Raw genomic sequence first — 24,555 nt, forward strand, 5'->3', positions numbered from 1 at the left:
ACATTTTCATTCACTGGCAGTCAAATTTTAATTATGTGAGATTATCTTGCAATAACACATTGGTAATATTTAATTAACTTTGGTTATCTGCATGAAATTCAAAATACACATACTGGCATTTGTTGTTCTGAGTATTTTACTTCGCTATAATTCTTTTGCGCAAGTTGATCATTATGAAACTATCGTGTATGAAGATGACAATTGGAAATACCTGACACCATCTTCAGCAGTTTGGCCAACATGGATTTTATCATGGTATGATGACTCAGGCTGGTCAACAGGTCCCGGCGGATTTGGAATGTCTGACGGTGATGATAATACCACCTTACCCGGCGGAACCATTTCAGTGTATCAACGCATCAATTTTAATATTACTGATGTAAGTGCCATTGAAAAATTGGTTTTCACCATAGATTATGACGATGGTTTTGTTGCCTACATCAACGGTGTTGAAATTGCCCGTTCAGAAATGGATTATGTCGGCATGCCTGATTATAATGATGTAGCCACCGGTTTACATGAAGCGCAATTATATCAAGGCGCTTACCCGTATCAAATTACCCTTGATCAAGATTTTGTGAATTCAACTCTTCAAAATGGATCCAATATTCTCTGCGTTCAAACACACAATCAATCTGCCGGGTCAAGTGATCTTTCATCTCGTGTTTTTTTATCAGCCGGTATCAATAATACCAATACTGATTACGGAACAGTGCCAACATGGTTTGTGCCGCCGGTTGAACTCACCAGCTCTAATTTACCCATCATTGTGATTGATACTTACGGCTCTTCAATTCCTGATGAACCTAAAATAAATGCTACCATGGGTATTATTTATAACGGACCGGGGCAAGACAATGTAATATCTGATCCATTCAATGAATTTTACGGTGAAATAGGAATTGAAACACGAGGCTCATCTTCAGGCGGATTTCCTATGAAATCATACAGCATTGAATCACACGGGCCGTCACCTGAAATTAATTATAACGTATCAATTTTTGATTGGCCTGCTGATAATGATTGGATCTTATACGCACCATACAATGATAAATCACTGATCAGAAATGTGCTCACTTATAAATTGGGAAATGAAATGGGCAACTGGTCGCCACGCACACAATTATGTGAAGTAATTCTCAACGGAGAATATCAGGGAGTGTATGTTTTTATGGAACGCATCAAACAAAATCCCGGACGAGTTGATATTGACGAATTGAATTATCAAGACACGGTTGGAAATGAGATCACCGGTGGTTACATTATTAAAGTTGACAAAACTACCGGCGGTGGTGTGATTGCATGGACATCTCCGTACACCTGCGCGGCACCCGGTTGGGGACCAATTGAATTTCAGTTGCATGATCCTGAATTAGACAGTCTCCACCCATTGCAATTACAATATATTGAAGATTATGTAACTGATTGGGAAGATGCTTTAGCAGGACCAAATTTTACTGATCCTGTTTTGGGTTATGCGCCTTATATAGATGAACTTTCATTTGTAGATTTTTTTATTGTCAATGAAATTTCTAAAAATGTAGATGGATATCGCATCAGTACTTTTTTATATAAAGAAAGATTAAGTGATGGAGGAGAAATAGTTGCCGGACCCTTGTGGGATTTTAATCTCGCTTGGGGCAATGCAGACTATTGTGATGGTGGTTTGACAACCGGATGGGAGCATGATTTTAATTCAGTATGCGGCGGTGGCGGCGGTTTGCAAAATCCGTTCTGGTGGACTCGTTTGCTTGAAGATCCTGACTATGTTCATCTCACCAATTGTCGTTGGCAAGAACTTAGACAAGATGTTTTGCATACCGATAGTTTACTGCTTTGGATTGACAGCATGGCTTTGTATTTAGATGAAGCTCAGCAACGCAATTATACCAAGTGGCCTATACTTGGTATTTACCTCTGGCCAAATAATTTTGTTGGCGCAACCTACGCTGAAGAAATTCAATATCTCAAAGATTGGACAACACAACGCCTTGCCTGGTTAGATGCAAATATGTATGGATCATGTGATGATTTGGGAACAGAAAATATGGTAGAAGAAAATACTTTTACTATGTATCCTAATCCGGCATCTGCTTATCTTGAAATTCATTTTCTGACAGATAAAACACCAACACATATTAGCATCACCAATGCAGCGGGAATTTTATGCCTGCAAGCATCTGAACAAAATCAGACAACAATACTGGATATTTCACCACTTGAAAACGGAGTTTATTTTATACAAATGCAATTTGAAGATGGCAGCATGGAAACTGCACACTTTGTAAAATCATGATTCAAGTTATTCAACTAATTTAAATACCATGCAAAAAAAATTATCATTCATCGCGTTTTCATCACTTAGTTTGATCAGCCTTGTAGCATGCAATAAAACTGAAGGACCCGGCGGCACGTCAAGTATTACGGGCATCATTCACGGTATTGAATTTGAACCGGCAAAAACTGAAATCACAGAGGTAATTGTTAGTCAGGGAAGTGAATTAGAGCATGGTGATTATTGGTTAATCAACAACTCAACCGGCGGAACATTTTATTACGTGTGGTATAATAATCCAGGTTGGATTTCTGATGGTGACCCACATTTAGAAGGCAGAACTGGAATTGAAGTTTCATTCAACTACAGTGATTCAAATCTTGATATTGCAACAAATACTTCAACTGCCATTACCACAATTGCAGGTGCAAATTTTGATGTAACAGTTCAACAAGACGTGCTGGTACTTACTAATAAAATTGCGGGCGCTGTGCCTGATGCAAATAACATGACCACCAATTTTGAAATCAATATTGCTGATCAGGGTGAAGACGAATTTTTTGGAGATGCCATGCCTTTAGCTGATGCACGTGTTTATTTGGTGTATGGCAATGAAACTACCTACGGTGATGAGGTGCGCACCGGAGGAGACGGAGACTTTAGATTCAACAACCTGGTGAAAGGTAACTATTCCTTGTATGTAGTTTCACAAGACACGGTAAATTCCAATGCTACCGTAAAAAATTCAGTTACCCTTGAAATTAAGCAAAACAAATCAGTGGTTGATGTCGGGGTATTGGAGATGGTTTATTGAATGTAGTGCTTGAGAAATATTTAGAGAATATGCAGGTTAAATTACCTGAAAATATTTTGTCAAATAGCGAAAACATTTGGCGTTAATTCGCAAGGTGCAAAATATAATCCAAGAGAATAATCTATTATCTTAGTAAAACATCTCATATACTTGCATGCTGCGAATTATATTTTTATTATGCGTGTTGTCTTCTGCGTTTATTCCGCTTTGTCAATCTACTAAGAAAGGAGAAACAAGCAGCAATTACTGCAAAAGCATCAATATACTGTTCCAAGAAGAAACGCCAAAGTGCGTGCTGAAATTCAAAGAAAATTACAACAAGGAGCAAATTAAAAAAACGTTGATTACTGAATTTGGTCAAGATTTTCTTGATACTGTTCCTGCAGTTAATGTCAACATACCTTTGCTATTTGATCAATATGAAGTAAATATCAGCGTAAAGTTTTTACACGGATTGAATAAAACCACAGGTAGTGAAATTTATTGTGGTTTGAGACCTGATTATCTCCATATTCTGATTAATAGTAAAGATGAGTTTTTAGTTGATGGAAATTTTTCAATAATTGATTCTTTAGCATCGGATGTATTTAAGTATTACAATGATTTTAGTTTGTTGGAGAGATATGCATTTGATGATGCAAGAATTATTATCAAATGGCAAGATTTAACCTCACCGGCTTGTCTTGAAAAAACACTTTATCAATTATGCCAAGGCTACATTTATTTTGTTCAAGACTGGAAACAAATTGAATTGTGTAGATTAACCAAGAAAGAAATAGTCCATTTCAGAGATGAATTTCCCTTCAACGTGGTGTTTATAATGAATGAGGTTTACCCTGATGAAGAAATTGAAATAATAGATCCGGTTGAAGTGAATGGTAAATAGGATTGAGCTTTTGAAGGTATATTTGTATAGATAGAGAAAAAAAAGCCATCATCATGATGGCTTTTTTCAATTTTCAATGAAATATTCTATTTGTTAGTGCCGTAAGCTTCTTCAATGAATTTTTCATAAGACAAAACTTTCTCATTCAATTTTACCATACTTTTTAGTTGCGTAAAAATTTTAGCATTGTACAAATTATCATAAATGCGGTTAGCTTCTTGTTTATCCATGAGCGCATTTCTGGCGTATTTTTCCAGTTCAGCATCTGCAGGCGCAGGTATACCGTATTGTGCGTATTGATTAATCATTAAACCTTTCACGTGATCAATTGCCTCTTGTGGCTCAACTTTGATATCGTTTTCTTGAATGAGTTTGCCTTGAATCAACTGCCATTTCATGCTGTTGCGATATGATTCAAATTCGGTTTCAAGTTGATCAGGAGATATTTTTTCCTGCGTTGCCATGATCCATCTTTTCAAAAATGGTTCAGGCAATTCTATACCACTACCTTCAATTAATTTTTTGGTAACGTTATTAGTGAAAACTCGGTCTGAATCATTAGCAAACATGCGTGCAAGATCTTCTGAAATTTTTGCACGTAATTCATCTTCTGAATTTACATTGCCTTCTCCAAATATTTTATCAAACAATTCCTGATTTACTTCTGCCGGAATCATCTGTTTAATTTCAGTAATAGCAAAATTGAAAAGTGATTGTAAATTTTGAGCTTCTTCTTTTGAAATTGCTAACATAGCAGACATATCTGCAACGCCTTTTGAAACCATTTTTGGATCAACAACAAACTCATCACCCACTTTAGCACCAAGTAAGTTTTTCTTTACAGGTGAGTCAGAAATAAATTCCATTGAAATGGTTGAAGTATTTGAAATACCACCTTCTTTTGGTTGATCGCCATCAAGCTCAGTAAATTTTCCAAGCACCATATCACGTTCACCAACCACATCAGCTGAAACTAATTTACCGTAACGACGCGCCAGATTTTCAATTTCTTTATCCAGCATGTTTTTGTCAATGTCAATTTTAAAATAGTCAAAACTTGTATCAGCCAGATTTAGGTTGATATCAGGAGATATTCCAATTTCATAAGCGAATTCAAAATCAGCAGGATTATCAAAATCTCCTTTTACTTCTTCATCTTGTTTTGGAAGCGGATTACCCAAAATGTTGATGTTATTTTTGCTAATAAAATCATGCAGTGATTCATTCACCGCTTTATTCAATTCGTCAGCTAAAACACCTTTACCGTATTTCTTTTTGATTAATGACAAAGGAGTTTTGCCTGGACGAAAACCGGGCATAACTGCCTGCTTGCGATAATCATTCAGCGCTTTTTCAACTTTATCACTATAATCTTCTTTTGAAATTTTAACCCTGAGAACAGCGTTCAGATTATCAATTTTTTCTTCTACTACGTTCATAGCAAATGGTATTACAATTTAATTTTTGCCGCAATGAGCCGGCGTAAAAATTTAATAAAATAAAAAAATCAGTGTGAGCGTGAGAGTGAGTGAAGAGTGCGTTAACACTCCCGCTCTTCGCACTCGCACTGATTCAGTGTGCGGGTAGAGGGACTCGAACCCCCATGCCGTGAAGCGCCAGATCCTAAGTCTGGTATGTCTACCAATTTCACCATACCCGCAAGGGCATCCTATCGTTTTAGGGACGGCAAAGATAAGTAGTTTTTTTGGTTGATACCGCTATCCTACCTGAAAAAGTTGATGAAACAATCAATCAAGTATGAAATGGTACTTAATAATACTGGCAGAAAGCCCTGTTTTTCTAAGAGTTAACACCAAAATTGGACAAGGTTTCAAGTATGGCTCCAAACAGAACCGGCTTAATTAAAACCTTACAATTTGAAATTTGTTTGACCTCGTCTTCTGCTTGTTGCATTGCATTACCGGTTGTAATAATTACCGGCATTTCTCTATGTGATGCGCGAATTTTACGCACTGCTTCAATGCCGTTACTGTTTTTTAACTGGCAATCCAAAATCAATGCAACGGGTTGATGATCTTCTAATAATTTATAGAGTGGATCTGCGTCAACAACATGTTTTACCTCAAAGCCTTTTGACTCTAACTGTTTTTTTAATACAGTTGCAATCAACAACTCATCCTCAGCTAATATGATCAGAGACTTTTCAGGCATGCAATGGAATTTCTATAAAATATACAACGGGAGTTTTACTGATCAATTTTATCTCACCATCCATTTGTTCTGCAAATGTTCTGATAAGGGTAAGACCGGTGCTTTCACTTATTTCAAATGATACTTGTTCAGGAAAAGTACCTGCATGGTCACGATAGGTTATCTGCAATTTGGTGCCGTGTTGCTGAAGTTCAATTACTGTTTTGGTGTGTTGCATTTTGGTAAGCACATGTTTTGCAGAATTGGTCATGATCTCATTGAGCATAAGCCCAAGCGGCATTGCCTGATTAATTTGTAATTTACTGTCATCACCTGCAATGTTTAATTGATGCGTTTCATCAGGCCGCACAAATTCAAATAATTTTACCAGGTAATCACTGAGTGAAATGGTTTTAAAACTATCACTGGCATATAAAAGTTCATGTACCAGCGCAGTAGATTTTATGCGCTTGCGACTTGCTGAAAGGGCCATTGATAATTCAGGATTATCTGATTCCAGTTCTTGCAACTCAAGCATGCTGGATACAAGAGCGAGATTATTTTTAATGCGGTGATGAATTTCAGCAAGTAAAATCTCTTTTTCTTTCAATGCGTTTTCAAGATCATGTTGCTGTTTCACTTTCTCAGTGATATTTTTTGAGAAAATATTGATGCCAATTATTTTTCCGTCGTGATTGTAGATGGGATGATAATTTGATTCATACGACATGTTGCCCATGGTGGCAGAATGAAAAACTTCTACGTCTGTAAGGCGCTCTCCTTGCAAAACTTTGTGATAGATTTCTTTAAGTTTTTCATGCCTGATTGGATCTATAACTTCCAATACCGGGTCTCCTGCTGAAGGTTCTTTATTCACTGCCAGATGCACCATTTGCGCAAATACATGGTTGAATTCAATCAGATTGAAATTTGTATCAATAGAACAAATAATGTCTGTTGTATTATTGATGATTGATTTTACTTTTTCAGCTGCATTTGCTAATTCAAGTTCACGTTGCTTTAATATGGAGATATCTTCTGAAACCAAAAACAAATGGGTGATTTCACCTTCTGCATTTTCAACCGGAACAATTTTTGTTTCATACCATGCTTTGCCAGAACTGTTTTCTGATGATTGTCCAACAATTTGTATCGTTGCTATCTTTTTTGTTTGTTTTGCCTCTGCTAATTTTTGAGCGTATAATTCATTGTATTCCGGTGCAACAAATTCAAAAATGGTATGACCTAATACATTGCCTTCATGGTATCCGGGTTGATAGTGATTTAGAAATAGCATGCGGTATTCAACAGGCTCCAACACAATAACCAATTGGTGTAATGCTTGCGCCAAAGTGAAATACAAATGATCTTTAAAACTTCCGTCAGTATTGTATAGGGGAGACTTTGTCATACGCAAGGGTTATGACTAAAGTAGCATTTTTAAATGAAGGTCATTTCATTCAGGCTGATTATCTTTTTTAAAAGTGAAACAATTAGCAGATATTCAGCTAGGTGCAGAATAATTTCAGCCTTGTTTTCGCGTTATCAACTATTCCTTTAAAATTTAAAAAACCAAGTACACATTGGAATTGGAATTGAATATGCATCACCCTCAGAAGGAAATGCAGCAACACCTGCCAACGCAACTTGAAAGGCCCTGTTTTCTTTAGTTTGAAAACGCATGCCGGGCATTAAGAACATAGCCCAAGTTGCTTGTTTTTTGTCTTCAACAACATGCATATAATAGCCCGGCGTATAATCATAAGGAGGATTTGGATTGTAATATGGCTCAGTAATGGTTGTAGTAGTAACAACATTTTTGGTTGAGTAAAAAACACCAAACATAGAATCAAAAAAGAAACTTGCTTTAGCTCCCATTGCCGCAATACAGGCTACAGAAAATATGGGCCCGCTTGACATGGGTCTTAATTTTGTATTATAGCTATATATACTAAACCATGGCTGATCACTATAATAGGTTCCGGGGTCAATATAGTTGTCATAAAATCCATCTTGAAGGTAAGCATAACCGGCACCAAACGTAAAATTATTTTCACGAGATCCTATAGTCATATTTGCAAAATGAATTCCGCCATACCCTCTGAAAGAATTGAGATAACCAGAGGTGCCCATGAGCGTACCTAATGAAAAATTGAGTTTCTCATTCTTGGTTTTCAGCGTGTACTTCAATGCCAGTAACATGGGGCTTGCAATCCAAGTTGACATGATGCCCACATTAAAATTATCTGTAACTGCTAAGTGAACTTCAGGACCGTATAAATTAATTAAGCCATAATTTTCACCTTTATTAATCGGTAAGGCATTCGTTGTAAAAGCGTATCTGGTTGTAAACGGACTTGCCGCACGGAACTCTCCATATATAATTTCTTTTTCTTCACCTACAGTGACAATACTTTTCACCTCAAATTTTGGAATGTAAATTTTTCCAAGATCAGCTGTTTCAATCAAAATTTCACGACCATCATCACTCAGAATATAGCCAATATATTCATGCCCATTATACGTAGTAACTACCTGCAATGGTTTTATTTTGCTAGTGTCAGAATCTGTTTCTTGCGCAAACAAAAAATTGGAAGAGCAGAATAAAATTAAAAATAACGTGATTAGATTTTTCATATCAATTGCGTTTTGTTATGCATGAAGATAGAGATGATTTGATAAAGGTAAAAATTATCGGTGAGGCTTAACATGATATGAGTCAGGTTGGGGGGGATGAAGTGACTTAATACTTAAAGTATCTATAATTTCTATTACGGCAGATCTCTTTACTTTTGTGTGATTTTTATAAAGAAAATTCCAAACAGAATCCATGCCAACAATAATCAGAAACAAGACGGAAAGGATAATAACTTTAGATGAGAACAGACATAAGAAATTTACAACTCTTATACCGAAGCCCTCTCCAGTAATTCAGTAAAATTATCCTAAATGACTATTGCATTTGCAATATACTGTTTCGTTAATGGACCAAAATTTACAATTAAATACAAATGACATAAGGTCATGAGTAATGCAAAAATGTTTTCAAATTATTAACCCAACTATTGCAAAACAATTTCTACTCGTCTGTTCTTCTTTCTGCCTTCTTCAGTCTCGTTTGAGGTTACAGGACATAAAGACCCCACACCATCAGATGAAAGACGGCTGGCAGATATGCCTTTGGATATTAAATATGTTACAACGGCTTGTCCGCGCTCTTTAGATAGCTTCAAATTGGAGGCAAAGTCACCTGTATTATCTGTATGACCAACAACGATAATATTTACTGTGGGATTTTCTTCAAGATATGTGATGAGTAACAATAATTCACTTTCAGATTCTGGTTTTATTACCGATTCATTAACGTCAAAAAATATTCCGTACAAAAGTGCCTTACCATCTGTGTCAATACTTTTTTTGATGTCTAGAACAATTTCTTGCTCCATTTCTTCAACAATTAGTATTTCAATGTTATAATTGCTCACGTCATCTCCGTTACCGGCATTTACCATTAGGTAAACCTCTTTATTTTCAATTGAAAATGTAAAAAACATTTTAGAAAGTTTTTTACCCTTTGCTTGTAGAACAGCATTATAATAATTTTGATAAATTTGATCAGCACTTAGTTTTCGGCTTTCGGTACTTTTCTTCCAATAATAGATTTTCTTATAGTGCCCACCTTTTAACAGCGTTACCGCTTCACCTCCCGGCGGATAATATACAAAATTAGGCTCCTTATACTCGCTTTCTTGACAATCTGAAATGTAAAAACCTTCAAATCGATTGAGGTACGTTGGCTCAACATCTTTACACGCTGGCTTATCATCTTGGGCTGATGCATGAAATGTTATTGTTGCACAAACTAGTATTAGAAATAGCTTTTTCATTTTATTTATTTTTATGATACTTCATTAAGTTAAGCAGAAATCGGTTCACACAATTATCCCCACAATTTGTTTAATCCTTTTTTCTTCAAAATTGTTTGCATAATACCTAATCGGCCTATCAAATGTAATATAATAAACAAGGTTCACTCCATACTCAAGCATGTAGTGGCCAGAAATGTTGCACTGTATACTCTTACTGGTTTTGACTTGTGGTAAATGCAACAAAATAGAGTTTATTAATCGCAATAATACCCGCGCAAAATCCCTAGTTATACGAATATTGGATTTAGGGAAACATCATAACTCAAATACTACTTCAGTGATGAATACTGCCTTTGAGTGTTTGAATGTCATAGAAGAAATGAACCACTCAAATCCAACAGACCAATTAAAAAATTTACCTATTCCCCCTCCAACATATCCCCAATAACCTCATACACCGCTTCAGCGCAGCCTTCGTGGTGTCGGCGCGCCCAAAAGGTGACAAACCATTCGGCGTCATAGCTGTAGGTGAAGCCTTTTTTTTCTAATACGCCCGGGTGGGTATTTTCAGTTGATAATTGATACACTAGTTTTGAAATTTGATCATAATCTTCCCAACTATCATTGGATAATAATTCATACAGCTTTGAAAGTTTTTTGATGTTGCCTTTTTTTGATTGTATATGATCATAGTTCTCTTTTAGTATTTCAAGGCATCTTCTCTCTTTTCTGTTTTCTGCAAGGCAAGGTTTGACAATAGTTAAAACTACCCCATCAAAAACGCCCCATAAGCGCAGAATATTTTCATTGGATCTGGAAATATTGTTGTATAAAAATCCGCGACGGGTGGTTTCTTTATCTGCCCATAATTCATATTCGGTATTCATGAAATTTTCATATTGATAGCGGCCCGTCAATCCGTAATAATTCCATACGTAATCATAGATATTCAATTCATTTTCAAATGGCCCCAAATAGTTTATCATGTATTTGATATAATTGGCGGCTGTTTTTTCTGTATTCCGGGCTGATTTAATAAATTCTTTTGCCCATTGCTCACGCTGCGCATCTGTGCCTTCAGGAAAAACGGGTTCGTTGATATCAAACAAATGCACGTAACCTGTATCTGATTGGGCATGCACCTTACCCGTGGTTATTAAAATGCTAACCAGAATGAAAACTGAATATCTTGACATAATTAAAATGATTATGGGTTAAAGATATTTAATTCATTCAAATGATTTGAACGATTTTTCTCAACTTGTAAATTCTTATGTATTGAACAATACGGTTGTTTTATGGTTATTTCACGTTGTGGGCGCACATAAGTAGGCGCAGGTCGCGACCTGCGCCTACTTATGTGCGGTAATGCGATAATGGATTGAACAATCACCACATCATGATACCATTTTCTAAATTCAAGTGATACTTTTGTACTATGTCTTCAAAAAAGAAAATTGCCTTGCTGGGTTCAACCGGTTCAATTGGAAAACAAACGCTTGAGGTGATAGATGCCTGCCCTGATAAATTTGAAGTATCAGTTTTAACCGCAAACAATAACGCTGATTTGTTGCTTGATCAGGCATTGAAATATAGACCCAATGCGGTGGTAATTACCAATGAAACAAGTTATGAAAAAGTAAAAGATGTTTTGTGGAATGAAGGCATAAAAACCTTTTGCGGTGAAAAAGCACTGGAAGAAATTGTAGAGATGGATGAGATTGATATTGTGCTTACCGCACTGGTTGGTTTTTCAGGCCTTAAACCTACTATTCGCGCTATTAATGCAGGAAAAAATATTGCGCTTGCAAACAAGGAGACGCTTGTGGTTGCCGGTGAAATTATCACCCCGCTTGCGCGAGAAAAAAAGGTAAATATTTATCCGGTTGACTCTGAACATTCAGCAATTTTTCAATGCATTACCGGCGAATTTCATAACCCCATTGAAAAAATTTATCTCACGGCATCGGGTGGTCCTTTCAGAGGAAAAAAACGAGATGAACTTGCGCATATCACCAGAGCGCAGGCTCTCAAACACCCTAACTGGGAAATGGGCGCAAAAATCACTATTGATTCGGCTACCATGATGAACAAAGGGCTTGAGGTGATTGAGGCAAAATGGTTATTTGATTTAAAAGCTGAACAAATTGATGTGATTGTGCATCCGCAGTCTATTGTGCATTCCATTGTTCAGTTTCAAGACGGAAGTATGAAAGCACAAATGGGTTTGCCTGATATGAAATTGCCTATTCAGTATGCGCTGACTTATCCTGAAAGAATTAAAACAGAGTATAAGCGATTCAATTTTGCCAATTACGCTGCATTGAATTTTGAACTGCCTGATAAGTTTACGTTTCGCAATCTTGAAATAGCTTATCAAGCTATGTCTGCAGCAGGAAATATGCCTTGTATTTTAAATGCAGCAAATGAAATTACCGTCGCTGCTTTCTTGCAAGATAAAATTGGATTTTTGGAAATTGCTGAATTAAACGAAAAAGCAATGCAGCGTGCTCAACACAGCAAAACTATTTCATTGGAATCATTATTAGAGACTGACGCTGAGGTGCGCAAAATGGTAGGTGAGTGGGTGGCTAAAAAATGATTCTTGTCAGTTAGGGAATTTACCGTAATGCATTTTATTTTCTTCCATTAATTTTGCCGAGTGAAACAGATAGTTTTTTTATTGTCTTTTCTTTTAATTAGTGCTGCCGGACAAGCGCAAGTTAATATTGCCTTTGGCTATAACGCCGGCATGTTTACAACCCCCCAACGAAATTTTGAAATACTGGAATATAGTTATAGAAACGTAATGCCCGGGTTTAAAATTCCAAATTTTCTGCGTGGCCCAAGTTTGGGTTTCAGAATGGAAGATGAGAATGTTTTGGCTGAATTTTTATTCACACAAAAAACAATGAGCACAAGTAAATATGATTACGTTGGGTCAGATGGTGAAACGTATGATTATAAACTCAAAATGCAATTGCGTACAATCAATTTTGGATTTGCGTTTGGTGGTGAAAGTATGAAAATCGGGGTATCAATGGATGTGGGTAGATTCAGAGCAATGAAAAAAAATGGCATTAGCAGTGATGACCCGGCGTGGGAAAAGTATTACGGAATGAATACCTGGTTTGGCGGGTTTACATTTTTTGCTCCAATTAGAGTGGGTGTATTTGAATTGAGACCTTATTTTCAAATGAGTTGGTTTGTTGACAAATTTGGGGTATTAGGGCATACCCACAGGTCTGACAATGTTGGAATTAATTTGAGTTACGTTTGGGAAAGATGATGAAACGAATTTTATTAATCGGATTTTTTGGTTTTCAACTGGCAACATTTTCTCAAATGGGTTTTGAAGTTGGATTCAGATCAGGTAAAGTATCATCCAAATCATTTGATGAATTTGTCAGCACATTTAATGCGTACCATGAATCTATTATAACTGAACCGCTAGATGACTTAGGTATGACGTACGGTTGGGGTGCAGGAATGGATTTTGAAGTGGGTGGATTTTTTGGTGCTTTGCGCTTTAGTGATGTGAAAGCAAACACAACCGCAGTATATAATTCCGGTGGAAAAAGACATTTGGATCTGACTCAATTTATGTCAACAGTGACTTGTGGTTTTGGAAAAAATTTAGAAGAGTTTGCATTTCATCTTGGTGTAGGTATGGCATTGGGTAAAGATGTTATCACATCATATTATGAATATGCTGATGGTACTATAAGTATTGGCAAAGAGAAATTGCTAAACGGCATGTATGAAGGACTTCACTTCTCTTATGTCGCTGATCTAAGCGCAGCTATTAGTTTAGGTGGTGGATTTATGATTTATACCCATCTTGATTATTTGTTTGGATCATTTGCAAAAATAAATTTCACTATGGATGAATGGCATTGGGACAAAAGTTTGGATGCATACTACCACACGCCTGAAGGCTTGCCGCTTGATTATGGTGAGTGGATGTCATTGCAAGGTTCTTTCACCTATCCGGTAGATAAATTCGTAAAAACTGACATGAATGGATTACGGTTTGAAATTGGTCTGCGGTATCAATTGAATTTTTAATGAAGCATATTTTTTACATAGCCGGTATTATCATCTTGTTCACTTCATGTGGCAAAGCAGATTTGGTGAGATATGATTTTGCCGGCGCTTGGAATATGGTGTCACTTCATCAAGAATTTTACAGCAATAACCAAGTAGACTCCACAAGAGATTATACAGATTTGGGTGTATGGCTGTTGACTGATAATAACAGTGATTCATACAATTACATGGAGTATGAAATGAACACAGCTTGGCCGTTAGGCTTCAGTAGTTTTTTGCAATCTGCAGGATTACCTGTTGAGGCTGGTGCTACATTTTGGTACACTGATAGGTCAGCTCAACGTTTCACAGTGCACGAAGATTTATTTATTGGATCAGCATACCAAATTTTCACGGTCAATAAAGTGAAACGGAATAAAATAGAAATACAATTTGTAATAGCAGACGGCACAAACGGCCAATACCTGAGCTACAAAGAAATTTTCATTCTAGAGCGTCTCTAAGCTATCTATAAAATTTGTTCAGTCCCAGCATTACTCGGTCCCCCCCTTGCACTAGCTGTACAAATTTTCTCATTTTCTTCTCAGTTTAAAAATATTTCGTACTTTCATTCTATGGTTATTAATCTGATGGTCATAGCGTTATTGATTGGATTGGTTCTTGGATTCAATCTTGCCTCATTGGTTCCAAGATTTACTATCAAAGTGATTCAGTCTATTGGGTTGTTCAGGGGATGTGTTTTGGGATATGAAAAATACACCCAAACAAATTCTGACAACCGGACAGAAAAGAGGAGTCGTTATTTCTGCAAGGACAGGCAAAATTATAAAACAACCTGTACGGGAAAAATTTATTTCATCGTAGTTTTTCTATCAGTTGCCTTGTTTGAAATGATGGCAGTGGGCATTTATTTTTTGATGGTTTAGGGGATAAAATTTCCTAGTATCAGCATTTATCAATCACATCACCACATTCACAATTTTCCCCGGCACTACAATAATTTTCTTCGGTGATTTTCCTTCAAGATATTTTGTTGTGTTGGCTTGTGCCATTACTTCTTTTTCAATTTCAGTAGCAGTTAAGGTGAGAGGTAATTCCAGTTTAAACCTCATTTTTCCATTAAATGAAACCGGATATTCAAATGAACTTTCTACCAGATATTCTGCATTGAATTTTGGAAACTGCGCGTAGGTAATACTTTCTTTTTCACCAATTTTTTCCCATAGTTCTTCAGCAATATGTGGTGCGTAAGATGAAAGCAGAATCAACATGTCACGCAGTATAGCACGGTTATTACATTTCTGATCTGTGAATTCATTGGTTGCAATCATGAAATTTGAAACACCGGTATTGAATGAAAAACGTTCCAGATCATCTTGAATTTTTTTGATGGTTTTGTGAAGAGTTTTTAATGATTCTTTTGACGGCTCACCATCTGTTACTTCAAATTCATTTTTGTCATTATGAAATAGTCTCCAGAATCTTCTTAAAAAATTATGTACTCCATTAATCCCTTGCGTATCCCAAGGCTTAGCCTGCTCAAGCGGACCTAAAAACATTTCATACAAACGCAAAGTATCAGCGCCAAATTTTTCTACCAGCTCATCAGGGGTTTGAACGTTGTATTTTGATTTGGACATTTTTTCAACTTCACGTGAGCAGATATAATCTCCTTCATACAACAATTCAGCGTACTCATATTGCCTGTGCCATTGTCTGAGTTTTTCAAGATCTTTCAATTTATCGCCTTCCGGCAAACTCACGTCAATGGCAGTTCTGATGGCATTACCCGCAGAATAAGTAGCAAGCATATTTTCACCAAATTGAGCAAATTCTTTTTTGAACCAAGCATCCACATCCGGATGCGCACCATGCTTTTTAATGTACTCATACACCTCTTCAGGAATCAACAAAACTTTGCGCGCTGAAACCTGAGCTCCCGGAAATTTTTCTTCAATTTTAATAATCTCATCATGATGTCCGTGATGCGCTGAAAGGGTAAACGGAATATGTCCCTCAGTTTGCGGCAACACAACATGAACATAAGCTGAATTACCCAATATCATTCCCTGATTAATCAGTTTTTTGAACGGTTCATCGAATGAAATATATCCGAGATCAAACAAAAATTTATTCCAGAACCGTGAATACAATAAGTGACCTGTAGCATGTTCAGATCCGCCAATGTATAAATCAACTTGTCCCCAATAATCGGCTTTGTTTTTTGAAACGAATTCACCGATATTTTTTGGATCCATGTATCTGAGAAAATACCATGACGATCCGGCCCAACCTGGCATGGTGGAGTGTTCGTAGTCAAATTGATTTTGATATGTCCAATTATTAGCCCTCGCCAAAGGTGGTTCTCCATCTTCTGTAGGTAAATATTTATCTACTTCAGGTAAGGTGAGTGGCAGTTCATTTTCATTCAGAACGTAAGGCGTTCCGTTTACATAATAAACCGGAATTGGTTCACCCCAGTAGCGTTGTCTTCCAAACACTGCATCACGCAAACGATAGTTAATTTGTCTTTTACCTAAGCCTTGTTTTTCAATTTCTTCAATTGCTTTTTTAATTGCGTCTTTAACATCTAACCCGTTCAGAAAATCTGAGTTAATTTGTTTTCCTTCTTTTTCACACCACGCATTTTTTTCAAAGTCATGTTCCTGTGTTGGTTCAATGACTTGTGTGATTGGCAGTCCAAAATGTTTGGCAAATTTATAATCGCGCTCATCATGTGCGGGCACGGCCATTACTGCGCCGGTTCCGTATCCAACCAAAACATAATCACCAACCCAAACCTGAATTTTATTACCCGTAAACGGATGAATTACATATGCACCGGTGAAAACTCCACTGATGGTGTTGACATCAGCCATTCGTTCTCGCTCACTTCTGTTTTTTGCCTTGTTGACGTACGCATCAACTTCTGCTTTTTGCTCAGCCGTGGTAATTTGTGAAACCAATTCATGCTCTGGCGCTAGCGTAACGAAAGATACGCCGAAGATGGTGTCGGGGCGAGTGGTGAAAACTTCTATTTCCCATCCTCGGTCCATCCCGGGGGGAAGGATGCCAGCGTGGGTTGAAGACGTGCCGTCATCTTGTATATAAGTGATTGCGCTATCTTCTACTGATATTGATTCACTCATTTCATTGGTGTCATCGTAACGTGACGGAAGCGCTAGGAGCTCTTCTTTAATTTTATTAATTACATCGGTAATTTGATTTAATACATCTTCATTTCTAAACCGAATAACCTTAAAACCCTTTCTAGTCAATTCTTGAGTGCGCAACAAATCTTCGTCTATTTGAAGATCATGAATATCACCATCTACCTCTATTACTAATCGTTTTGAAATGCACACAAAATCAACAATGTATTTATCAATCAGATGTTGTTGTCTAATTTTTACACCGAGTTGTTTTGTTTTTAGTTCACCCCATAATTTCTTTTCTGCAGGTGTTGGATTTTGCCGCATTTCTTTTGCTCTATGCAAATTGATTCTGGCAACTTCAGATTTGCCGTTTAGATATCGCGGACGTTCTTCTTCAACAATTTCTACTGTGCCATTAGGCAAGTTACCAAGTGTACTGGCATCCTTTCCTGCGGAAAGGATCGAGGATAGGATTATAAACCTAACCAACGCCCCTTCACTACGTCCAATCCAATTTCTCTGTGCTTCTTTTATGCTTTCACTCCAATCAATAGTTTCTAATCCGTCAAGAAGGCGTTGTGCGTATGCGGTAATACGCATGCTCCATTGTTTCATTAGTTTGCGCTCTACGGGGTGTCCGCCACGCTCACTGAAACCATCTTTTACTTCATCATTTGCTAACACGGTTCCCAATGCAGGGCACCAGTTTACGTAAGCTTCACCGAGATATGTGAGACGAAAATTCATCAGAATATCTCGCTGTTTTTTTTCGTCAAATTTTTTCCATTCTTCTGCTGTAAATGGATGTAAATCTTTTTCAATATCACCTGTCAGAATATCACAACCAGTGCCGCTGAAGCCTTCTTTTTCAAAGATAGAAATGAGCGTCTCAATTTTCTCGGCCTTATTGGTTCGTGGATTATACCAACTGTTGAACAACTGAATAAAAATCCATTGGGTCCATTTATAATAGTTCGGGTCTGATGTTCTTACTTCACGATCCCAGTCAAATGAAAATCCAATTTTATCTAATTGATCACGGTAGCGCGCAATATTTTCTCTGGTTGTTTTTTCCGGATGTTGTCCTGTTTGTATTGCGTACTGTTCTGCAGGTAAACCAAATGAATCATATCCCATCGGATGCAAGACATTATAGCCCTGTAATCTTTTATATCTTGCATAAATATCAGATGCAATATACCCTAGCGGATGGCCCACGTGCAGACCCGCTCCTGATGGATACGGAAACATATCCAATACATAATATTTTGGTTTTGACTGATCATCGTCTGCGTTGAACGTTTTATTGTCAGCCCATTTTTTACGCCATTTTTTTTCTATTTCTCTGAAACTGTATTCCATCTGATAAGTATTGCTTGTCTTCAAACGGCACGTCTGAATGTATTGCGGCAAATTTAAGGAATATATGCTTGCAAGGATATGACTCCATGGATGTGAGATTTTTTCTGAAAGTGGTTTTCAAGATGGGTGATGTTAAACACTGCCAGTGATAGTCAAATCAGCGGATTAGTCTGCTTATCAAATCTGCACACAAAACAAGTCGGGCTGAAAATTGACGAGAAGGTTAAGAAAATTCAATTGTCCTATAACAAAATTCAAACGCTTACTGTTTTATAATACTTGCTCTAAATGATTCACCAGAGAGGGTATTTATTTCAAGCAAATAGATTCCATCGGCAAGCGGCTCCATATGGAGTGTAGTTCCATTATCTGAATTGGTTTGATGGATTTCTACAACTTGTCCGGCAGGGTTGTATAAGGTGATTTTTTGGAGATCAGTAAGCGGAATGAAAACATAATCAGATGTTGGATTCGGATAGACAACAATATTTTTCTGATTCATATTTTCAGCGCTTAATACGTTAGAATCATCCAGTACAAAACAAATTATTTGAGTACAGCCATTTGCATCTTTCACATAAATAATATAAAAGCCAGCACCCAGATTACTGAACACATTGGATGTTTGCCATGTTACCTGATTGTCAATACTAAATTGGTATGGAGCAGTTCCACCACTAACGTTCAAGGTAATTGACCCGTCAGAATTACCGGCAGTTGCATTTATTTGTGATCCGCCAACCATCATAAAATCCGGTTCAATTACCTGAATGGTATAATATGATGAACAACCATTAACATCAGTAACAGATACTACATAAAGGCCTGCACACACGTTGGTGAACGAACCTGAACCTGCGTTACCTGTAGTAAATAATTGTGATGTGCTTCCGCCCATTGAATTTGTGAGTGCCACGGTATATGGCGGATTATTATTTACATCATTAAATGCAAAACCAATAGATGCTGAACACGAACCTGCGCAACTTACACCGGCAGTATTAAATGCTGTTAACACAATATTGCATGATGTATTTTCATTTACCATGAACGTATAAATTTCTGTACATCCATTTTCATCTTCAACATAAACTATATATATACCGGCAGATAACGTATCAAAAACATTAGATGATTGAAAATTGATTCCGTCTAAGCTATACGCATATTGACCGGTACCACCACTTGCATTAATAACAGCAAGTCCATTGTTATTGCCGGTTGATGCATCAGTAACTGAAACGTTGACATTAATTTGATCAGGTTCAGTGAGCGTATAGTTTGAAACAAATGATGAACAACCACTGGCATCAGTTACCGTGATGCTGTAATTGCCTCCACAGAGTGAACTGAAGGTGCCGCTGAATGAGTTAGCAGTTTGTGTGCTGGTTGAATGTAGAGTTCCGTCCAGGTTAAGCGTGATTGTATAGGGAGGATTATTGCCTGCATCCACATAAGCATAATTCAAAGCACCATCACAAGCGCCATAGCATGATATAGATGAAGCAGGAAATAGAGTAGTATTGATAGTACATCCCGGATCTTCATTCACAACAAAACAGAAAATTGTTGTGCAACCATTTGCGTCTTCCACATGCATAATATAAAATCCGGCAGCCAGACCTGTGATTGGATTTGATGAAGACCATGTTGTGCCGCCATCAAAAGAAAATTGGTATGGTGCAGTTCCACCTGAAATATTTACTTGAGCAATTCCGTCTGAATTTCCTGCACTTGCATTGGTAACGTCAACTGAAGTAACGGTGAGATAATCGGGCGCATCCACATAAACATCCACTTGATCAGTGCAGCCATCAGCATCTGTTATTTCAACAGTATAAATGCCCTCACATAAATTTGTAAATGTTCCGCTTCCTCCGTTTGACATGGTTGTACCGGTTGATAGCGCTGTTCCGCCAGAGATGAGTTCAATGGTGTACGGTGGATTATTCATTGCATCATTGAAGCTGTAAATAACGGTTCCATCACAACTATAAGCACAAGTGGTTGAATTGGCTGTGGCGAATAAAAAGAAATTACACGTTGAAGTTTCATTTACCAAAATGGTGATGATAGACATACAACCGTTCGCATCTTGCACATAAATTATATAAACGCCAGTTGATAAACCGCTAAAGGTATTTCCGCTTTGCCAAGTAGTTTGATTGTCTATGCTGTATTGATATGGGGCTGTTCCTCCACTTGCTGTAATGGTTACTGAACCGTCACTATTGCCGGGTGTTGCCGGTGATGAAGAACCTGTAGTGAGTAATTGATCAGGTGATGTGACGGTAAAATTACTCACCTCAGCGCAACCTGATGAATTGCTTACCGTGAGCGTATAATTGCCTGCGCATAATCCGGTGAACGATGAACTCACGGTTTGATTTGGACTGGTAGCACTTGCAATAGTAGCGCCCGTGCTGTCTTCAAGTAGGATGTAAAATGGTGGATCAGTTGGTGATCCTGAAAAAATATAATTCACTTCACCGTCACATGTCCATGCGCACGATGTTGAAGTACTTGTTGTATTCAAATTGAAAAAACATCCCGGGTCTTCTTGTATCACAAAAGTGAAAATGCTGATGCAACCGGCGTTGTCTTGCACGTAAGCTATATAAACTCCGGCAGCTAAATTGGTGAATAAATTACTTGATTGAAATGTGATGCCATCTAAACTGTATGAATAAACAGGCCATCCTCCGGTTGCAGTTATGGTTGCTGTTCCATTGTTTAATCCTGTTGTTGCATCTGTAGTAACAACACTTGTCACTAACAATTGTGAAGGCTCAGTGATGGTGATAAAATAAGTACCCGTGCAACCTTGAGATGATGTAACTTCAACGGTATAAATACCTGCACAGAGATTAGTAAATGTTCCTGTTCCGTTGGATGAAGCATTGGTTGCTGTCTGCACAACATTGCCATTCAAAATTAATTCAACTTGATACGGACCATCATTATTGGAATCAAAATACGCATAATATAAACCACCGTTACATGCACCGTAACAACTTACCATACCGGTTGGATTAGCCGTTGCTACCAGCGAACATGCGCTCGCATCTGTCAAGGTAAATGAAGAAGTTTGTTCACATCCATTAGCATCCATGACAACAACAGAATATGTGCCTGCTGAAAGATTTGTGAATAAATTTGTTGATTGAAATGATACTCCACCATCAATGCTGTATGAGTAAGGTGCAGTTCCGTTAATGACAAAAATTTCAGCGCTGCCATTAGTTAATCCAAAAGATGGATCCGTGGTGTTTGTGCTAATGATCATCTCTGCCGGTTCAGTTACTGTTGTGGACAAAGTATATGAGCATGATGTACCTTGTACTGTGATCGTATAATTATCTGCACAAAGATTGGTAAATGGAATGGTGGTGATTTCCGTTACGTAGGTTTGAATGCTGAGGGTATTACCTGCTCCATCTTGTAGAATTACAATATAAGGTGAACCCGGTGATGGCATGTTCATGTTTTGATACACATAAACAATTGACCCGTCACAAACGCCCGGACAACTTGCCGGTTGAGGCATGGCTGTGGCTATTACGTTGCATTGATTCCATGCAGTGAATTGCACGGTGAATAAGAGAAGAGCAAGAATGAGTTTTTTCATTGAAGAATTTTTTGGGTCAGACATTTTATCACCAAGTGATTTGAGATCGCCGAATTATTTTTTTATTCCCCTTACAAACGAAAAATTAATTTGCACGTTGCCTCAAATATTTTTCACGAAATAAAATTCCTGTAAAAATTCCGACAGCGTTCAAGATGGCGTCATCAATATCGCATGATCCTTTTTCAAAAATATATTGAAAAAACTCAAGCAAACAAGGAATGAGAATAATGAATAGAAGCACGATGTATTTATTGAATCGGATAGTTGAAAGAATAATACCCAACGGAATGAACGCCGCAATGTTGCCGGGTACATTGATTATCCAATGCCAAATACCATGTCCGGTTGTAAAGGTATAGACGGTTAATTCAAACGTACTTTTAAACGGAATGAGATTGACAGATGTATTGGTACCTTGACGGAAGGGGGCGAAAAAAAGCAGATAGATTACGCTTGCTAAATACAGCGTAATTAGAAAAATATTTTTGCCTTTATGATTGCTATTCTTACTCAAGTAAATTTGTTTTATCTCTAATCTCAACCAAGGCCATCTTCAGTTTTTCAATGTCATCCATACTATTATATACCTGTGATGAAACACGGATGAGTTGCAAATTTTTTCTGCCATTGAATTCAAGTTTGGTATTCATAATCGGTATCTGAATTTTATACTTCTCATACAAATGGTTTTTCAGTTGAATAACATCTGGTGTTTGAATTGGAATGCTGCACATTTGCCCTAAAAAAGTATCACTCACCGCCGTGATGGGTTCTGTTTTTAGCAAGTCACAGAGTTCAGGATAAATTTGCTGTATCATGGTTCTGCAATTTTTACTATGCGTTGCCCAATCATGTTCGGCTAAAAAATCCAGTGCTCGAGGCACAGTTAAAAATGCTGATATATCTCGTGTTCCTTGATATTCATGATAATCCAAAAATTGTGATTGAGATGGGAATTCTGCTTCATAACCCCATGAAATAATAAGCGGATCGAAGAGGTGCTGAATTTCTTTTTTTACGTACAAAAAACTACAGCCTTTTGGCGTAAGCATCCATTTATGACATGCTCCGGTAAAAACATCAGCATTTAACTCAGACAAATTTACCTGCACGTGAACAGGTGCATGTGCTCCATCTACAATTGTCATCAATCCTAATTGTTTTGCCCGTTCACAAATTTCTTTCACCGGAAAAATTAAAGCTGTTGGACTGGTGATCTGTGAAATGAATACAATTTTTGTTTTTGCGCTCAACCCTTTCCAAAACTCTTCAATAAACTGATCTTTTGAAAGCAGGGGCAATGAAATTTTTTGTTGAACATAGTTTGCCCCGGCTTTTCTGCAGTAATAATTCCAGGTGCGATCCATAGCGCCATATTCATGGTTGGTGGTGAGTATTTCATCACCGGATTCCAACTTTAAATTTTTTATAATGATGTTTAGTGCAGTGGATGGATTTTGTACATAAACTAAATCATCTGCATGACAATGCATATAGTTTGCAAGTGCTTCACGAGATTTTTTCAGTAGAAGCGGAGACTGCACAGTAATAAAATCTACAGGCTCTTTCTCAAGTTCCAGTTGCCATTTCTGATACTCTTCAAATATTGGTTTTGGACATGCGCCAAATGAACCGTGATTGAGATAGGTAATGTCTGAATTAAGATAAAAAAGTGATTTCATGTTTTTCATTTTTTATTAATAGATGCCTTAGGTGCGATTAGTTCAATAGCTTAATTTGTCGGATGTTTTGAATGGACAATTTTCAAGTTAATGTTCATGTGAATGAAATGTTGAATACCAAGTTTAAGAATTAATTCACGAATCATTACATTTACCCAAATTTATCTACCATGCATCGTCTACTTTTTCTTGGCTCTATCACCCTTTTTGTAGTTTCATTGTTTTTACCGGTTTATGCTGAAAAGCCGGATTTGCAAGCATACTGGGCATTGCTTGGCGGATGGATGGTTGGCGCAAATGATGTGCCTACTGCCGTGTCATGGTTTGCTAACATCACGTATTTGTTAGCTATTATTATGTTTATCAAACGCAAAAATCCTAAACCTAAAGCAGCCATGATTTTTGGAATTTTATCTCTGCTCATTGCTTGTGCTTTTCTTGCTGCCGGCAAAGGTTTTGTTGGCGCAAGTGAAACAGTGGGTAAATTATCAGTTGGAACAGCTTTTTATGCCTGGGTTGGTAGTTTTGTGCTGATTATATTGGCAGCCTTCATGAAATCTAAAGTAGCCACACCACCGGTGGATAATCAGAATACGGTTGATGGTATTGCGCAGGGATAGGGGATTTTATTCGTCTGCCTTTTTGGAATTGTAACAATCTTTCCCCTCAACTTTCTGATT

The 24,555-nt window shown here is 37.4% G+C and carries 19 protein-coding genes and 1 tRNA gene; 9 read left to right on the forward strand and 11 right to left on the reverse strand.

What is annotated here, in order from left to right:
* Positions 1 to 91: 91 nt before the first annotated feature.
* The 3 genes from IPH66_11660 to IPH66_11670 all read left to right on the forward strand — a co-directional run bounded on the left by IPH66_11660 (position 92) and on the right by IPH66_11670 (position 3,975).
* The gene (locus tag IPH66_11660; protein ID MBK7130004.1) at positions 92 to 2,296 is read left to right on the forward strand and encodes a CotH kinase family protein; all 2,205 of its coding nucleotides are present in this window, start codon (positions 92 to 94) and stop codon (positions 2,294 to 2,296) included.
* 28 nt (positions 2,297 to 2,324) lie between these two features.
* On the forward strand, positions 2,325 to 3,089 hold the full coding sequence (locus tag IPH66_11665) for a carboxypeptidase regulatory-like domain-containing protein (protein ID MBK7130005.1): 765 nt from the start codon (positions 2,325 to 2,327) through the stop codon (positions 3,087 to 3,089).
* Positions 3,090 to 3,243: 154 nt separating this feature from the next.
* Complete coding sequence (locus IPH66_11670; protein MBK7130006.1) at positions 3,244 to 3,975, forward strand: hypothetical protein; 732 nt, start codon at positions 3,244 to 3,246, stop codon at positions 3,973 to 3,975.
* A gap of 86 nt (positions 3,976 to 4,061) precedes the next feature.
* Here the strand turns inward: IPH66_11670 and tig are convergent, their stop codons facing one another.
* The 7 genes from tig to IPH66_11705 all read right to left on the reverse strand — a co-directional run bounded on the left by tig (position 4,062) and on the right by IPH66_11705 (position 11,191).
* Positions 4,062 to 5,414 carry a trigger factor gene (gene tig, locus IPH66_11675; GenBank protein MBK7130007.1) on the reverse strand — a complete coding sequence of 451 codons (1,353 nt, stop codon included), beginning with the start codon at positions 5,412 to 5,414 and terminating at the stop codon, positions 4,062 to 4,064.
* Between the two features lie 139 nt (positions 5,415 to 5,553).
* A tRNA-Leu gene (locus tag IPH66_11680) sits at positions 5,554 to 5,635 on the reverse strand.
* 140 nt (positions 5,636 to 5,775) lie between these two features.
* Complete coding sequence (locus IPH66_11685; protein ID MBK7130008.1) at positions 5,776 to 6,147, reverse strand: response regulator; 372 nt, start codon at positions 6,145 to 6,147, stop codon at positions 5,776 to 5,778.
* A complete protein-coding gene (locus IPH66_11690; GenBank protein ID MBK7130009.1) occupies positions 6,140 to 7,537 on the reverse strand; it encodes a PAS domain-containing protein in 1,398 nt (465 codons plus the stop codon). Before IPH66_11690 ends, IPH66_11685 begins: the two co-directional genes overlap by 8 nt.
* Before the next feature lie 146 nt (positions 7,538 to 7,683).
* Complete coding sequence (locus IPH66_11695) at positions 7,684 to 8,763, reverse strand: hypothetical protein (protein ID MBK7130010.1); 1,080 nt, start codon at positions 8,761 to 8,763, stop codon at positions 7,684 to 7,686.
* A 425-nt stretch (positions 8,764 to 9,188) separates the two neighbouring features.
* The gene (locus IPH66_11700) at positions 9,189 to 10,013 is read right to left on the reverse strand and encodes an OmpA family protein (GenBank protein ID MBK7130011.1); all 825 of its coding nucleotides are present in this window, start codon (positions 10,011 to 10,013) and stop codon (positions 9,189 to 9,191) included.
* A gap of 401 nt (positions 10,014 to 10,414) precedes the next feature.
* On the reverse strand, positions 10,415 to 11,191 hold the full coding sequence (locus tag IPH66_11705; protein MBK7130012.1) for a hypothetical protein: 777 nt from the start codon (positions 11,189 to 11,191) through the stop codon (positions 10,415 to 10,417).
* 242 nt (positions 11,192 to 11,433) lie between these two features.
* Between IPH66_11705 and IPH66_11710 the strand changes: the two genes are divergently transcribed.
* The 5 genes from IPH66_11710 to IPH66_11730 all read left to right on the forward strand — a co-directional run bounded on the left by IPH66_11710 (position 11,434) and on the right by IPH66_11730 (position 14,971).
* The gene (locus tag IPH66_11710; GenBank protein MBK7130013.1) at positions 11,434 to 12,597 is read left to right on the forward strand and encodes a 1-deoxy-D-xylulose-5-phosphate reductoisomerase; all 1,164 of its coding nucleotides are present in this window, start codon (positions 11,434 to 11,436) and stop codon (positions 12,595 to 12,597) included.
* 60 nt (positions 12,598 to 12,657) lie between these two features.
* Positions 12,658 to 13,284: a hypothetical protein gene (locus tag IPH66_11715; protein MBK7130014.1), complete on the forward strand. Its 627-nt coding sequence runs from the start codon at positions 12,658 to 12,660 to the stop codon at positions 13,282 to 13,284.
* Complete coding sequence (locus IPH66_11720; GenBank protein ID MBK7130015.1) at positions 13,281 to 14,063, forward strand: hypothetical protein; 783 nt, start codon at positions 13,281 to 13,283, stop codon at positions 14,061 to 14,063. The genes IPH66_11715 and IPH66_11720 overlap by 4 nt, the downstream gene beginning before the upstream one ends.
* Positions 14,063 to 14,548: a hypothetical protein gene (locus tag IPH66_11725; GenBank protein MBK7130016.1), complete on the forward strand. Its 486-nt coding sequence runs from the start codon at positions 14,063 to 14,065 to the stop codon at positions 14,546 to 14,548. Before IPH66_11720 ends, IPH66_11725 begins: the two co-directional genes overlap by 1 nt.
* A 111-nt stretch (positions 14,549 to 14,659) precedes the next feature.
* Complete coding sequence (locus IPH66_11730; protein ID MBK7130017.1) at positions 14,660 to 14,971, forward strand: hypothetical protein; 312 nt, start codon at positions 14,660 to 14,662, stop codon at positions 14,969 to 14,971.
* A gap of 33 nt (positions 14,972 to 15,004) precedes the next feature.
* Here the strand turns inward: IPH66_11730 and IPH66_11735 are convergent, their stop codons facing one another.
* The 4 genes from IPH66_11735 to IPH66_11750 all read right to left on the reverse strand — a co-directional run bounded on the left by IPH66_11735 (position 15,005) and on the right by IPH66_11750 (position 23,875).
* Entirely contained in the window at positions 15,005 to 18,562 is a 3,558-nt protein-coding gene (locus IPH66_11735; GenBank protein MBK7130018.1) for a leucine--tRNA ligase, read from the reverse strand.
* Positions 18,563 to 18,824: 262 nt separating this feature from the next.
* Positions 18,825 to 22,190, reverse strand: coding sequence for a T9SS type A sorting domain-containing protein (locus IPH66_11740; GenBank protein MBK7130019.1), 3,366 nt, complete (start codon positions 22,188 to 22,190; stop codon positions 18,825 to 18,827).
* Between the two features lie 85 nt (positions 22,191 to 22,275).
* Positions 22,276 to 22,707, reverse strand: coding sequence for a VanZ family protein (locus tag IPH66_11745; protein MBK7130020.1), 432 nt, complete (start codon positions 22,705 to 22,707; stop codon positions 22,276 to 22,278).
* Complete coding sequence (locus IPH66_11750; GenBank protein ID MBK7130021.1) at positions 22,700 to 23,875, reverse strand: aminotransferase class V-fold PLP-dependent enzyme; 1,176 nt, start codon at positions 23,873 to 23,875, stop codon at positions 22,700 to 22,702. The genes IPH66_11745 and IPH66_11750 overlap by 8 nt, the downstream gene beginning before the upstream one ends.
* A 170-nt stretch (positions 23,876 to 24,045) precedes the next feature.
* Between IPH66_11750 and IPH66_11755 the strand changes: the two genes are divergently transcribed.
* Positions 24,046 to 24,495 carry a hypothetical protein gene (locus tag IPH66_11755; GenBank protein MBK7130022.1) on the forward strand — a complete coding sequence of 150 codons (450 nt, stop codon included), beginning with the start codon at positions 24,046 to 24,048 and terminating at the stop codon, positions 24,493 to 24,495.
* Positions 24,496 to 24,555 lie beyond the last annotated feature (60 nt).

The sequence above is a fragment of the Crocinitomicaceae bacterium genome (assembly GCA_016708105.1).
Taxonomy (GTDB): domain Bacteria; phylum Bacteroidota; class Bacteroidia; order Flavobacteriales_D; family Crocinitomicaceae; genus JADJGJ01.